The organism is Spirosoma gilvum, from assembly GCF_054776815.1.
Map to the genome: position 1 here is coordinate 136539 of NZ_BAAHBH010000011.1, position 14207 is coordinate 150745.

A 14207-nucleotide genomic window follows, 5' to 3' on the forward strand; every position below is an offset into this window, starting at 1 on the left:
TCATAAGAATCAGCGTTCTATCCTTATTATGGTTTTGGGTCAAGCACAGCCAGCCGCTTGATGATTTCGGTTTTGCTCAGAAAAACATCCGGGTTAGGCCAGTGATTTTGCTGGCAGGTGTTATAAAACCATTGATTAACAGCTTCCAGATTTCGCAACCGTTTAAGTTTGCCGTTTTCATCCCACACAAATAAGTAATCGCCAATCTTGCCTTTATCTTCGTTGATCGCATATATCTGATCATAAAGGGCAATTTTGCCAATCGTCAGTCGCCGATATAAGCGGGTCTTAACCCGGGCAAAGGTTGTTGAGTCCGATCGGGGCAGAACCGATGTATCGGCACCAGCCAGTGTTAATTCCTCAAACTGAAAGAAGGGTATTTTAACCCCTTTGGTGTGGCCGTTCTGGTAGAATGTAAACATGCTGCCTCTGTTATAGAGAAACCGGCCTTGCAGCAACGAACCATCGCCTAACCGCCCAATACCATCGTGAAGCTGGTAAACAATCGGAATAATATAGGCCGGTGGATGAGCGACAATCACCGGATAGCTACGCGGATAAGATGCTGGCCGATTGGCTTGTCCGTAAGAGCTATAGATTGATACAAGCAGGATACCCGTAATGATCCAGAGTTTCATAAGTGTGCAGATTAGATTGTCTTTTTAAAACGTTACATGTGGTTGTGTTAATATGATTTAACACACTTTTAACCGGTTGATTATTAGGTTGCTTCTAATTCGTAATGATGAGTAAGTACAGGAAATGGATCATGAGTTTATAGTGGCCCGAAATTTGATAGTTTGTAGGTAACGTCTCAAAAAATCGGGAGCTATTGCCTCATGGATACTCCATTAGAGATGTAGTTTTTAGCTCTAATTCATATGGCTCTTTGCAAACAAGCTCTTCTGGCTGCTAGCCTGTTAACTCTAAGTACAATCTGCCAGGCTCAGGTAGGCGTTCAAAAAAAGATTATCCGGCTGAATAAGTCACAGAACGAGCCTACACCCATTACCAATCAGGAGACGGGTCAGCGTATGACCATCAGCGAATACAATGAATTGGCTAAAGCCGATCCGTTTGCGTATCATCTGGTGCCCAATTATGATGAGTATGGTCAGCCGAGCACCTATACGATGCGACCAGCTACGCCCGAAGAACATGAAACGCATCGGTTCCGCGATCGTGACCCGGCCAAACAACCCAAAGCCGGTCAGGTCATTGCCCCCTTTGTGATGACCGATACGGATGGAAAAACCTACCGATCAGGTGATTTGCAGGGCAACGTGGTCGTGTTGAGTTTTTGGGTCAGTCTGGACAAATCTGTCTGGAATGATAAGCAGGCGACTGATTTTGCGGAAGCCCTACAATTGTTTCAAGCAAAGACGAAACCGGTAGTTTTAGGGGTTTTGAACAGCGAACAACGAGGGGAAGATAGTTCGCTGAGCAAATCACTCCCCTTTAAGCCGATCGCAAATGCGTATGGCTTTCATAACAAATACCACATCACAACTATACCAACGTTTGTGGTCATAGACAAAACCGGGAAAGTCGTGGCGAATCTGCAAGGTGCCGGAAGCTTCGATAAACTAAAACAGGTATTGTCGACAGTCCTGTAATCGTCCGGGCTAAGTCTCCAGCGGAATAAATGAACGGAATGCTAAGCGAATGGGTTAGTCAACACGTTACTAGTGATGATTAACCTGTTTGACAATATGACCAAGCCGATTGGCAGCCCTAGACTTTTTTACCTGCGTTCGCTTTGCTTAAGTTCGTTATGGATCTTAGGCTTGCAACTTACCAGTAACGCTCAGGCGGATTATGTTCGTGCTGACTCCGCTAATCGACAAGTAGTTTCAAAACCCGACTCATCGGCAGATATATGGGATGTCTATTACGGGTTTATCAATAGAAAAGGTCATCGGTCAGCCGAAAGTCAGAAACCAGGTTTTCACCCATCTTTTTTTCCTGAACTAGCGTATGCCCTGCAAACGGGTTTTGCGGTTGGTCTGAATGCCAATCTGTCGTTTACCAGTGCCGATCCTCAGCAAAACGTTTCGGTCATTTATTCAACACCTCAGTACACCCAGTATCAGCAGGTAATCATTCCTATTGAAGCGAATCTGTGGACGAAAGACAATCGCTACAACATTCTGACTGACTGGCGATACTACAATTACTCCGCCGATAATTTCGGATTGGGCGACGACTCCCGTTCGGATGTGGACGACCATCTTGAGTACTCGTATCTGCGTCTATATCAATCAGTTTTGCGTCAGGTAGTGCCTAATTTTTCGGTGGGTATTGGCTATGCACTTGATTATCACTGGAACATAAAGGAGGAGAACAAAACGCCCCAATTGAATAATGATTTTCAGCAATATGGAAATACAGGCCGGTCGGTGTCGTCGGGGCCGACGTTTACGCTGCAATACACGAACCGACGAAATCCCAATAATCCGCAGAATGGATTATTTGCCAGTCTGACGGTTCGCCCCAACCTACGCTTGTTAGGCAGTGATCAAAACTGGCAATCGGTGCTGGCCGATTTTCGGAAATATATCCCCCTAACATCGGATGCGCGGCATATTCTGGCGTTCTGGAATGTAGACTGGCTAAGCTTTGGGGGACAGGCTCCGTATCTGGATCTGCCCAGTAGCGGCTGGGATACCCATGCGAATCTGGGCCGTGGGTACGCACAAGGGCGTTTCAGAGGCCGAAATCTAATCTACCTGGAAACCGAATACCGGGCTGTTCTTCTGAATAATGGTTTACTGGGTGGTGTAGTCTTTGCCAATATGCAGACCTACAGCGATTACCCGAATACAGCTCAGTTTGGAAAGCTCCTGCCCGGTTGGGGCGTTGGATTACGCATAAAAGTGAACAAGCATTCAAACCTCAATTTTGCCTTCGACTATGGCTTCGGTATCGGCGGTTCGCAGGGCGTATTTCTGAATCTGGGAGAAGTGTTTTAAGTCTGCTTAGGCTGGTCCATCTGATCGGTTTGCTGTATCAAGTTGTGCTAGCTTCTGCTTCAAATCGAAGGTTTGAGCGGCAAATACCATCAGGATATGGTTCTTATCAAATTCGCGTTTGACGGCAATCATTGCTTCACTTATAGCCGTCTGCGGGTTTGTTAGAGCAGGATTAATCCAGAACCAAACCACAAACTGAATGTTGGCATCGGCAAAATGACGATAATGGAATTCGACCGGATGCGACGACAAGATGAATGGAAGGGCCGAAACGGCTGACTTAGCCAATTGTTGCGCTTTCGTCATGTCATCGAGGTAGGAGATACCGGCTGCTACTTCAACTCGTCGAAGACCGATCCGTGAAAAATTGGTGATCGGTTTTTGAAAAACATCTTTACTCGGTATCTCGACCGTTTGCCCTTCGCCATTGTCAATTACTATAGAGCGCAGTTTAATGTCCAGCACTTTGCCAGTATAACCGTTCGTTTCGACCTTATCGCCAACCTGGATGGGTCGGGCCAGCGCAATCATGGCGCCCGATATAAAATTGGTAGTCAGGTCCTGAAAGGCGAACCCAATGGCCAAGGCAATGACACCCGCACCCGCCAGTAATGAGGTTACGGTTTTATCCAGTCCTAACACTCCCAACGCCACAAACAACCCAACAGCCATGACGATGACTCGCATAACGGCACCGGTTAGGTTAATGAGCGATACGTTGTTGCTGACTCGGTCCAGTCCACGGACTACCCACCGACTCATCCAGCGGGATAGAAATGTGAAAAATACCAACAGTAAAATGGCAACAGCCAGTTTGGGCATATAGCGGATGGCCGTACGTATCCAGGTCGATAATTCGGCATACATAAGCCCGGCAGCCTGTGAAATATCCATAGGTATGCAAATAGTGGTAATTACAGAACGATACAAATAACGCAGTTATTAAAGAGCGAAAGAATGAATGAGTGAAAGAGCGAATCTCCCTAAGTACACTCTTTCACTCATTCGATCATTAAAAACCCGTACCTTTGCAGAATCGACAAACAAGCTTACCAATGACACCCACCACTGCTGTTTATTTAGATAATGCTGCTACTACCCGGCTTGATCCTGAAGTGCTTGAGGCCATGTTGCCCCTGATGACCGAGCAGTTTGGTAATCCCTCATCCATTCATAGTCACGGACGTACCGTACGGACAGCCATTGAGAAAGCGCGTAAAACGGTAGCATCCTTGTTGAACACATCGCCCGCAGAAATTTTCTTTACGTCGGGTGGAACCGAAGCCGATAACACGGCTATCCGAAGCAGTATCGAAACCTATGGCCTGAAACATGCCATCACCTCGCCCCTGGAGCATCACGCCGTTTTGCATACCTTACAACACCTGGACGAACAGGGGACTATTCAGCTTAGCCTGGTCAATATTGATGCCCAAGGACATATTGATCTGGACCATCTGAATGAACTGTTGCGGTCAAATTCTCGCTCTCTGGTTTCGCTGATGCATGGCAATAATGAAATTGGCAATCTGTTGAATTTGAATCGGGTAGGAGAGTTGTGTCGGCAATACGATGCTATTTTTCACTCCGATACGGTTCAGACAATGGGCCATTTCCGGCATGACCTGCAACAACTACCTGTCGATTTTATCGTTGGAGCGGGACATAAGTTCCACGGACCCAAAGGCGTAGGCTTTCTGTATGTAAATGCCGACCGGGTGAAAATCCATCCATTTGTGTACGGAGGAGCGCAGGAGCGCAACATGCGGGGGGGCACCGAGAATGTCTATGGTATTGTGGGGCTGGCCAAAGCGCTGGAGATTGCCTATCGGGATATGGATGCTCATAAACAGCACATTACGGGCCTGAAACGCCGGATGATTGAACGGCTGCGAACCCAAATGCCTGAGGTACAGTTTAATGGCGATTCGGGCGATGTTGACAACAGTTTGTATACGGTGTTGAACGTTAGCCTGCCTGCATCTGACATCAGCGATATGCTTCTGTTTAGCCTGGATATTGCCCGGATTTCGGCTTCGGGTGGTTCTGCCTGTTCGAGCGGCTCCAACGTAGGTTCGCATGTGTTGGCCGCTTTACCGGGAATAGACCCCGATCGCGGCTATGTCCGCTTTTCGTTCGGTAAGTATAATACAGCCGACGAAATCGACTATGCTGTCGACACCTTAGTGGGACTTTATCAGAAAGAACTGGTGAAGTAAACGTCTACCCATACTTTTCCTGCCACTCTTTTTTTAGCTTTTTGTAGTCGGGGTCTTCGCGGGCTTCCAGATATTTTCCGTAAAATATTCGGGCTGATTCGGCTTTCACGGGGTCTTCATCGCGGGGTAGCTGTGCACGGCCATGAGCGCCCGACCGCCCTTTCTGATCATCGGGTACGGGACCGTCGTATTTTTGTCCGCTGGCGTGGTTAGCGTAACGCCTTGATCGGGTATAGCCCATCTGTAGAAACTTGCGAGCCATGTCCATACCGATGAAGTCCCCGTTTTGCTTATAGCCCAGAAAAAGCTGGTAGATCTTTTCCGACGACTCACGGGCGATATCAGGCGTTTTGAATTTCCAGAAGGGTAATATTTCTTCCTTGTATGGCCTAACCAGCAAAACGCCCTGCTCGCCTTTGCCCACGCGGTAATGCTCAGGATGTTCCCGCAGATTCAGGGTTCGGTAGTCGAGGTCGTAATTGAATGCGCGATTTGTTGATGCCATAGCTCTCGTTTTTGTAGTACTGTAGCTATAACAACTAATGAGGTATAATGGCTATGGGCGCATCAGAAGTGGTCAAATTGATAAGGGCGCTTATCCAAAATGACCACTTCTGATGCACGTAGGTGAGTTGGATTAATCAGGATATTGTATTCCCCGGCTACAACGGCCGAAGGGACTTTGAGCAGCAGAAAGCGATGGTCGAGTATCCAGTTTTGCGTGATCGTTTTGATGGCATCGGGTGGCGTCAGTCCGTTCCAGCCCTCGGGAAGGCTATCCAGCGGAACACTTTGCAGCGAATCTTCAGGAACCAGCAGGGTGAGCATTTGATACTGGTCGGGAACGTAGGATACCGGGCTATGGACCAGCACTTCTAACGTGGCTAAAGCTCTGGAACTTGCTGTATACAAAACCGGGGTTCCGACAAAATTCCAGCGTCCACCCGTTAAGCGAGCCCCTGTTCCGGTCAGGTCGTCGGCACGTCGGGCGTTGGCTAATCGATAAACCTCCATCAGGCCAATACCCCCCAGTCGATTCGGGTAAGCTCGTCACGAACGGCCTGGAAACCAAACTGCGTATCGAGTAGCTCGATTGGTTTTTTGCCGCCAAAAAATGGACTGGGATGGTTCATCCACCCGTTAAATTTCCAGGTGGCTCCAAATATCTCTTCCCCGTATTTATAGAGATTGGCCAGTTGTAACGCTTTTTCGGTGACGTCCTGCGGGAGGAGTTTTTCATCGGTGTAGCGTTGCCAGGTACGGGCCGAAATATGGAGAATGATAAATAAGTCAGATTGGGTAAGCCCCAGATGGCGAGCCATCGTAGCGACGGCTTTTTTGGACAATCCGCGCCGACTCAATTCGATCAAATCAAAAATAGATTGAATGGGAGGAGCATTTTTAGCGCCAAAATAGTGATTGATGGTCGTTGTACTCATACAGGGTCGCGTCAGTTGTCGCAAATATAACGACAGTTGGCACTAGCTTGTTCGCTCCTTCGAAAAAATCAGTGTCGACGTTCTTTCTCGCTTAACCAGACGATAATCAGCCCATTGGATCAGACCGAGTCCCAATAAAGTTAGCAGCATGGGCAGGCCAAGCCGGGCGAATGTTCCTGTTAATTCACGGACGGCATGATCAGAAGCGGCCGTTAATACGCCAATTGCGGCACCGATAAGGAATAAGACACTTAGGCCGTATAGGACAAAAGTACGTCGTTCGCTACGATCCAATGCCTGCTTCTGAATTTGTCGCGTTACGTTGGCAGCAAATGAATAGCTCAGCGATAGTTGAGGGGGTTCACTGGCCAATTCCTCGAACAGTCGTTGGTAAATCCGAACATCTTCCTCATCCGCTGGTAAGGGCGTGGTTTTGTCGCGTCGGCGAAACTGTGCGTCGAGAAGTTCCTGAAGTTGCTGGTCGGTTAACGAATTCATTGGTTTGATTCGCGGATTTGATACTGTTCTAAGGCAATTTTTAACAGCTTTCGAGCTCGAAACAGGTAGTTTTTGACCGTTCCCTCGGGTAGGTTAGTCACCTGGCCGATTTCTTCGTACGAAAGCTCATCCAGGTGATACAACGTCAGGATGGTTCGGTAATGCACCGGCAACTTGTCGATCTGACGGTGCAGAAACGTTCGCCAATCGTCGTGGAGCAGCAGTTCTTCCGGCGTGGGTAAGCCTGAATCGACGTCCAACTCTGCCGACAGGTCATCGACCGAATAAAGCCCTTCTTTCTTATACTTCTTCAAATAATTAATGCCAGTTCGGTACGCGATGGTGGCAATCCAGGTCGAAAGCTTCGCATCAAATTGATAACTCGGTAGGTGCTGATAGACTTTGGTGAACACCTCCTGACAGACATCCTCTACATCGGCCGGTTGCTGAACAATACGACGAACCATATGCAGCACCAGCCGCTGATACCGCTCGACCAACGTTTGGTAGGCTCGCACGTTGCCTTGCAAAATCTGCCGTACTAATGCCTGTTCGTCATTCATTGGCCTATGAGACAACGCCTTTCCAGGAAATGTTGCAGTTTCAAAAAATTTTTCAGCAACTGCAACATTCCGAAACGTCGTGCTGTCACATGGGCAAACATTACCGACGCTCCAATGGAAAAAGAATATGGTTTGCAGGCTGCTTACGTCATTCTCTCAATGGCAATTGGTATTTACCTGACCTTACGCCCACTCACTACCTATCTGTTACGACGGCGGCTGCTTGAGTTAGGGCAGTGGACCGAACAAACGCACAAACAAATGGAACAGGAACACGACGCGCCATCCGAAAGCCTTAAATGGGGGCTGATTCTATTATTCTCAGGTATTGGGCTGATCGTCGTTCATTTTCTACCCGTTCCACCCGAGTCGAGCCTGAATTATGGGGTCATCATGGTGTCGGCGGCACTGGGCTTTCTGGTTTATTACCGCATTGTAACAACGACTAAATAGAACAAAGGATGACACACACAAATGGAACGCCGTCGGAGCAGCGCGTTTGGGGAATTTCGATGATTCTGGCTCCCCTGTTATTTCTGGTATCGACTTTTTACTGGCAGGATGGCGAATACACCATTATCGGGGGCACACTGCTGGTTGTCGCCACAGTGTTCTGGATACCCGCGTTAACGGGGCTATTTGCGAAATTGAAGCACACGATGCCGACCTATGCCAGTTGGGGGGCGCTGATTGCTCAATTCGGCGCAATCAGCGGTAATAATTTTGGCATGCGGGGCATTTACGCCCAGGTTTTTGGGATTTCGAAGGAGACATTGCTTCGCGAAGCCGCTATTCATTCGGTAAGCTTCAACATAACCATGTTTATGGCGGGGCCGCTATTCCCACTAAGTTTATTGGTGCTTGGTATCCAACTTACGCGAAAGAGGCTCGTGCCTGTGTGGGTCGGTTTGTTACTATGCGCTGGTGCAATCGCATTTCCGGTCAGCCGCATTTCGCGGATTGACGTCATTGCACACGTAGCCGATTTGTTACTTTTTATTCCGATTGCGTACCTGGGCTGGCAGTTGCTTACTAAACCTCAGGGAGCCAGCCAGGTCATTCTGGATTCGGGTTCGTACTGAAAACGAGCCCGTATCTGGCCTTCAGGGCTTAGGTACAGGTACTCCATCGCCAGGGTCCGGCATTCGATAACCGCGAAATTTTTACGGGCGGCCTGGCTGGCTTCTTCCGAAAGTACCTTTTCAGAAACATCATCGGGATAGCCGGGGTATGGTTCTGACAACTCTGTACCCGGAACGTGCTCGGAAAAGTAAAGTTTTCGTTCACGCTCAGTGGCCGACTCCCATTGTTCATCCGCTATGTAGTCGTCGGTATGGAGCCGGGTTTCTACCGCCAGGCGAAGTTGCACATGACGCTTTTTATCCCAAAAAAGTAGCGTAGCTGTTGGAAAGGCTTCGAGCTGAAGGACTTTTTCAGTTCGGGCATCGGTATGAAACCAGACATACTTATGAGTGGTGTCGACCCGGCGAAGCACGACAACCCGCGCATCGGCTCCCCGATTCGTACAGGTAGCCACGGTCATTGTTTTAAAGCCATCCTGTTCCTGGTCAGCACCAGAGGCAAGCTGATGCCAGCAGGCATTTTCAAGATCGGTAAGGTTATTCGACGTAATAGGTTGTACGGTTTTGTCGGCGTCAGGAGCTTGACTCATAAGTTGGCAAGGCTATTAATTCAGTGGTCTGAGAAGGTTGGTTTAACGAAACAAGTCCTCAATCCTCAGAATCTAAAGAAATCACGGAATCTGTTCGCATTGAGGTAACCTGAACGTCAATTTATTTGTTTATCTGATACGGACATTTAATAAGAGCTTTATTCGATCGATTTGATTCTTTTGAATACTGATAGCCGTTTTTTGATAAACCCGACGAACCGATGTGTTACCATAAATCGCTGATTGTAAAAGGGCCTGAACTGGAAGAACGGTACGAAGCGAAATTGCCCCAGGCTTCTGACTTCCAGCCTGTTTATCATGCCAACGCCTACCAGTTTCCCGACTGGCCTATCCTGACCCATCAGGAGCCGGAACGGTTTCAATCGATGCGTTGGGGGTTGGTACCGCACTGGACCAAAACGCCAGATGATGCCGATGAAATTCGCACACGAACATTAAACGCCCGCTCCGAAACGGTTTATGAAAAACCGTCGTTCCGTTCGGCAGCTCAGTCTGGAAAACGATGCCTGATTCCCGTAACAGGGTTTTATGAATGGCATACGATCGGCAGTAAGAAATTTCCGTTTTACATCAACTCGACGGCACAGAAAATCGTCTCCATAGCGGGCCTTTGGGACGAATGGCCCGACCCCGAAACGGGCGAACTCATCCGCACATATACGCTGCTAACGACCGATGCCAATCCCTTACTGGCGGCTATTCATAACTCAAAAAAACGGATGCCCTGTTTGTTGTCGGCCAAAGACGAACAGATATGGTTGCATGATGACTTGACCGAACGGGAAGCCCTGGCGTTGCTGAACAAACAGTATCCGGTTAGTAACCTGCATAGCTATAGCATCAGCAAACGAATCACATCCCGTACAGAGCCAAGTGATGTACCGGAAGTGCTTGCGCCTAGTACTTATTCAGAATTGAAAAATCATCCTGAATTGTTTGCGGCATAGATCACGGGCACTTGTCAACTGAGCGGTGTATTGGTGGAAATTAGATTTTTTCAGGAATTTTGCGGCCAATTTGCTCAATCGGGTTGTCTTTGGGGCCGGTTTTGAAACGGAGCCTACTATACACTCATCTGCTTTATTAGTTACTCGAATACAATCTGTCTATGAAAAACGTATTACGTTCTCTTTTTGTAAGTGTTACTTTACTTACGCTGTCAGCCGGTGCCAGGGCTCAGTTTCCGGCTTTACCCGGCGGTGGCCAACAACAACGACCAGCCGCCATCCCAGGCACATCGAGCGATACCTCACCACGAGGCAATGCCAAATTAACTGGCGTCATTACTGATTCTACAACGGGTAAGCCGGTTGAATTTGCCAGTATAGCGCTGATCGATTCAAAGTCTAAAAAGACCATCGACGGGACTGTGGCCGACGATAAGGGGAAATTTACGCTCAACAAACTGCCGGAAGGCGACTTTCAACTCCTGATTTCGTTCGTAGGGTATCGCAACAAAACCCTGTCCAGCGTCAAACTAAACCGCAAAGGCGATGTCGATCTGGGAGCCGTAAAATTATCGCCCGATGTGCGGACACTGAAGGAAGTGGAAGTGGTTGGGCAGGCATCGCTGGTTGAGGAAAAAGTAGATCGGCTGGTGTATAATGCTGATAAGGACATTACGGCCAAAGGGGGCGACGCGACCGATGTGATGCGGAAAGTACCCCTGCTATCGGTCGATCTGGATGGAAACGTGAGTCTGCGGGGAAGCAGCAACGTGCGAGTATTGATCAATAACAAGCCGAGTACAATTGTTGCCAGCAGCGTAGCCGATGCGTTGAAGCAGATTCCAGCTGATATGATCAAGACCGTTGAAGTTATTACCTCTCCCTCAGCCAAGTATGATGCTGAAGGATCGGCGGGTATTATCAATATCATCACCAAGAAAAATACGCTTCAGGGCTTTACGCTCAATCTGGATACGGGTGCTGGTAACCGGGGAGCCAACCTGGGATTGAATGGGAATTTGCGGACGGGCAAAATGGGATTCAGCCTGAGCGGCTTCGGACGGGCCAATTACAATGTGGTCGGGAGTTTCGCGAATTCACAGAAAACGTTCGGCAGTAACGGCACGACGACAACCGAACAATCGGCCGACACCCGCAACCACGGCTTGTTTGGGCAGTATACGTTGGGTTGGGATTACGACATCAGCAAAAACAGTGCGATTACGGCCAGCCTACGGTACGGTGCCCGCAACAACTACATCAATCAGGATAACTTTATCACCCGCACGGTTTCGCCAACGGCCTACTTCCCCGTCGTGTCGGATCGGAATGTACTGACCAAAGATTTATCCGGTACAGTCGACGCCAACATCGATTATACGAAAACATTTAAACCACAGCAGGAGCTTAGCTTTTCGACCCAATACAGTCGGAATAACCGGAACAACGATTTTACGGCCGATATTATGAGTTCGCCGGATTTTTCGACCATTGCCTCCCGGCTGCAAAACCTGAACAATAGTTATAATCAGGAGAGTACGGTGCAGGGCGATTATCAGACGCCTATCGGCAAAAATCAACTGATCGAGTTTGGCGGTAAGGGTATTTTCCGGCAGGTCGAAAGCGCTTATAGCTACAATGTCGCAGCCGGTTCGGGCGGTTTCGTTCCTGATCCAACCCGCACGGCCAATACGCTGAACTACGATCAGACCATTGGAGCAGGCTACGTGTCGTACACAATAACGACCAAAAACAAGTATACCATCAAGGCCGGAACGCGTTACGAGCATACAACCATCAACGCCAACTACAGCCAGAATCAGACGGGTGATCAGAGCGTGAAAGCCGGACAGGACCTGGGCATACCGAGCTATAATAATTTTGTCCCCAGTGTAAATATCTCGAAGAGCCTGAAAGGGGGGAAGACCATTAAACTGGCCTATAACCGGCGATTGCAGCGGCCCGGTATTCAGTTTCTGAACCCAAACGTCAATACGTCCAACCCGACCAACATCACCAAAGGGAACCCGTACCTGTCGCCGGAGTTGACCGATAATTTGGAGTTGAGCGGGAGTGCGTACGTGAAAAGTGTTTACCTGAATGTGGCCTTATTTGCTCGCCAGACCAACAACTCGATTACCAGCGTTCGGGATACGATTACAACAGGCTTAGGGCAGGTGACGAACCCAACGCTCTCGCAGGCGATTCAGACAACGTACCTGAACATCGGGCGCGAATCTGCCTATGGGACGAACATTTTTGGAAATGCAACCCTTTTTTCAAAATGGCAGCTTGGGGGTGGGGTTGATCTGTATTACGCCTACCTGACCAACAACAACTCACTGCCTGCCTACAATGCAACCAACTCGGGCTGGGTTGTGACGGGTCGTTTCTTTACGAGTGTGACACTGAAAAATGGCTGGGGAATGCAAGGGTTTGGATTTATACGAGGTAAGCAAATTCAACTGCAGGGGTATCAGGGCGGGTTTGCTTTCTACAGCCTTGGCGTGAAGAAAGACCTGAAAGATAAACGAGGAAGCTTCGGTATTGCGGCAGAGAATTTCTTCAACATGCCGTTTACGATCCGGTCTGAATCCTCATCGCCCCTGTTTGCGCAGAGCAGTACCACTAGTCTGTACAACGCCGGTATTCGGGCTAATTTCAGCTATAAGTTCGGCAAGCTGAGCTTCGATCAGCCACAGCGTAAGCGCGGCCGCTCCGTCGACAATGACGACCTGAAAGCAGGCGAAGGCGGTGACGCTGGCCAACAGCAGCAACAACCAGCTCAGGGCGGAAACCGGGGTGGTGGAAGGCCGAGATAAACTAGCAAAGGGGTAAGGGCCTTGGGCAGAGGGTTAGCTTTTTAATTAACCCTCTGCCCAAGGCCCTTACCCCTTTGCTTCTATAACATCGCTGCACCGAAAACGCCGGCGCTGTCGCCTAGTTTGGGTTTCAGGAAATGCGTGTTCAGGTCTCCGCTGTTGAACACATATTTACGGGCACGCTCCACCCCTTGCGTATAGAGTAAATCTACATTGCCGACGCCACCGCCAATCACAATGACATCGGGGTCGATGACGTTGACAATGACCGAAATGGCACGGCCAAAATATTCGAGCAGGCGGTTGATGGTTTGGCTCGCTACCAGGTCATTGCCCTGTTGATACCGCTCCATGATTTCCTGCATGGTTCGTTGCTCGCCACTAATCTGCTGGTAATAATGCTGAAGAGCTGGCCCCGAAATTACCTGTTCGACACACCCCCGCTTACCGCAGTAGCAGTTATATCCTTTTTCTTCGAGCGTATTGTGTCCCCATTCGCCACCCAGCCCCTGAAAGCCATTGAGGACAAACGGGCGCCCGTAGGGTTTACTATGCTTGCTACGCACCACGATGCCCCCGCCAACGCCCGTTCCCATAATGACTCCGAACACACTTTGGTAATTAGGCACAACTTCGGGTACAATGCCCATAGTAGCTTCGGCCAGGGCCAGGCAGTTGGCGTCGTTGGCTATTTCGATCGGCAAACCGAGCAGGCGGGATAAATCCTGCTTCATCGGCTTGCCATTCAGCGACGTCGTATTGCAGTTTTTCATAGCCTGCCGCGCCGGATCGAATGTGCCGGGTGTAGAGAAACCGATTCGTTCGGGTTGTAATCCGGTTTCGGCTTTGAGCATATCAATAAGGCCAACGACCTGATTCAGGATATGATCATACCCGTGCTGTGCTTCGGTATCAATACGCTTTCGAATGAGAACAGCGTCGGGCGAAGGTGCAGATAAGACTACACCTTCAATTTTAGTTCCGCCAAGGTCGATGCCCCAGTATGATTTCATAGAAGGGTTTAGTGTTAAGGTAAAAGTAGTTGAGCTTAATA

Annotated in this window: 16 protein-coding genes; 7 read left to right on the plus strand and 9 right to left on the minus strand. The window is 49.0% G+C overall.

The annotated features are described in order from the left end of the window. Nucleotides 1–26: 26 nt before the first annotated feature. Nucleotides 27–638, minus strand: coding sequence for a hypothetical protein (locus ACYVFD_RS26370; protein ID WP_461093506.1), 612 nt, complete (start codon nt 636–638; stop codon nt 27–29). Between the two features lie 243 nt (nt 639–881). On the opposite strand from ACYVFD_RS26370, the gene ACYVFD_RS26375 reads away from it, so the two are divergent. Together ACYVFD_RS26375 and ACYVFD_RS26380 are read left to right on the plus strand one after the other, a co-directional pair. Further along, nucleotides 882–1616, plus strand: a complete 735-nt coding sequence (locus ACYVFD_RS26375; RefSeq protein WP_461093507.1) for a TlpA family protein disulfide reductase — start codon at nt 882–884, stop codon at nt 1614–1616. A 75-nt stretch (nt 1617–1691) separates the two neighbouring features. Further along, nucleotides 1692–2972, plus strand: a complete 1281-nt coding sequence (locus tag ACYVFD_RS26380) for a BamA/TamA family outer membrane protein (protein WP_461093508.1) — start codon at nt 1692–1694, stop codon at nt 2970–2972. Between the two features lie 6 nt (nt 2973–2978). On the opposite strand, the gene ACYVFD_RS26385 is transcribed toward ACYVFD_RS26380, so the two are convergent. Then, a complete protein-coding gene (locus ACYVFD_RS26385; RefSeq protein ID WP_461093510.1) occupies nt 2979–3866 on the minus strand; it encodes a mechanosensitive ion channel family protein in 888 nt (295 codons plus the stop codon). Between the two features lie 161 nt (nt 3867–4027). Here ACYVFD_RS26385 and ACYVFD_RS26390 point away from each other — a divergent pair, with 161 nt between their 5' ends. After that, complete coding sequence (locus ACYVFD_RS26390) at nt 4028–5191, plus strand: cysteine desulfurase family protein (RefSeq protein ID WP_461093511.1); 1164 nt, start codon at nt 4028–4030, stop codon at nt 5189–5191. A 4-nt stretch (nt 5192–5195) separates the two neighbouring features. On the opposite strand, the gene ACYVFD_RS26395 is transcribed toward ACYVFD_RS26390, so the two are convergent. The 5 genes from ACYVFD_RS26395 to ACYVFD_RS26415 all read right to left on the minus strand — a co-directional run bounded on the left by ACYVFD_RS26395 (nt 5196) and on the right by ACYVFD_RS26415 (nt 7691). Further along, nucleotides 5196–5696: a DUF4385 domain-containing protein gene (locus tag ACYVFD_RS26395; RefSeq protein WP_461093512.1), complete on the minus strand. Its 501-nt coding sequence runs from the start codon at nt 5694–5696 to the stop codon at nt 5196–5198. 62 nt (nt 5697–5758) lie between these two features. Continuing rightward, a complete protein-coding gene (locus ACYVFD_RS26400; protein ID WP_461093513.1) occupies nt 5759–6205 on the minus strand; it encodes an RES family NAD+ phosphorylase in 447 nt (148 codons plus the stop codon). Further along, on the minus strand, nt 6205–6630 hold the full coding sequence (parS, locus tag ACYVFD_RS26405; protein ID WP_461093514.1) for a type II RES/Xre toxin-antitoxin system antitoxin: 426 nt from the start codon (nt 6628–6630) through the stop codon (nt 6205–6207). The genes ACYVFD_RS26400 and parS overlap by 1 nt, the downstream gene beginning before the upstream one ends. A gap of 42 nt (nt 6631–6672) precedes the next feature. Next, the gene (locus ACYVFD_RS26410) at nt 6673–7128 is read right to left on the minus strand and encodes a hypothetical protein (protein WP_461093515.1); all 456 of its coding nucleotides are present in this window, start codon (nt 7126–7128) and stop codon (nt 6673–6675) included. Beyond that, nucleotides 7125–7691, minus strand: coding sequence for an RNA polymerase sigma factor (locus ACYVFD_RS26415; protein ID WP_461093516.1), 567 nt, complete (start codon nt 7689–7691; stop codon nt 7125–7127). Before ACYVFD_RS26415 ends, ACYVFD_RS26410 begins: the two co-directional genes overlap by 4 nt. Before the next feature lie 114 nt (nt 7692–7805). Here ACYVFD_RS26415 and ACYVFD_RS26420 point away from each other — a divergent pair, with 114 nt between their 5' ends. Further along, nucleotides 7806–8144, plus strand: a complete 339-nt coding sequence (locus ACYVFD_RS26420) for a DUF6249 domain-containing protein (protein ID WP_461093517.1) — start codon at nt 7806–7808, stop codon at nt 8142–8144. Between the two features lie 8 nt (nt 8145–8152). Further along, on the plus strand, nt 8153–8773 hold the full coding sequence (locus ACYVFD_RS26425; RefSeq protein WP_461093518.1) for a hypothetical protein: 621 nt from the start codon (nt 8153–8155) through the stop codon (nt 8771–8773). Here ACYVFD_RS26425 and ACYVFD_RS26430 read toward each other — a convergent pair. Continuing rightward, nucleotides 8731–9363: a pyridoxamine 5'-phosphate oxidase family protein gene (locus tag ACYVFD_RS26430; RefSeq protein ID WP_461093519.1), complete on the minus strand. Its 633-nt coding sequence runs from the start codon at nt 9361–9363 to the stop codon at nt 8731–8733. The genes ACYVFD_RS26425 and ACYVFD_RS26430 overlap by 43 nt on opposite strands. Nucleotides 9364–9584: 221 nt before the next feature. Here ACYVFD_RS26430 and ACYVFD_RS26435 point away from each other — a divergent pair, with 221 nt between their 5' ends. After that, nucleotides 9585–10331, plus strand: a complete 747-nt coding sequence (locus tag ACYVFD_RS26435) for an SOS response-associated peptidase (RefSeq protein WP_461093520.1) — start codon at nt 9585–9587, stop codon at nt 10329–10331. Between the two features lie 161 nt (nt 10332–10492). Continuing rightward, nucleotides 10493–13153, plus strand: coding sequence for a TonB-dependent receptor (locus ACYVFD_RS26440; protein ID WP_461093521.1), 2661 nt, complete (start codon nt 10493–10495; stop codon nt 13151–13153). An 80-nt stretch (nt 13154–13233) separates the two neighbouring features. On the opposite strand, the gene ACYVFD_RS26445 is transcribed toward ACYVFD_RS26440, so the two are convergent. Beyond that, complete coding sequence (locus ACYVFD_RS26445) at nt 13234–14166, minus strand: ROK family protein (protein ID WP_461093522.1); 933 nt, start codon at nt 14164–14166, stop codon at nt 13234–13236. Nucleotides 14167–14207 lie beyond the last annotated feature (41 nt).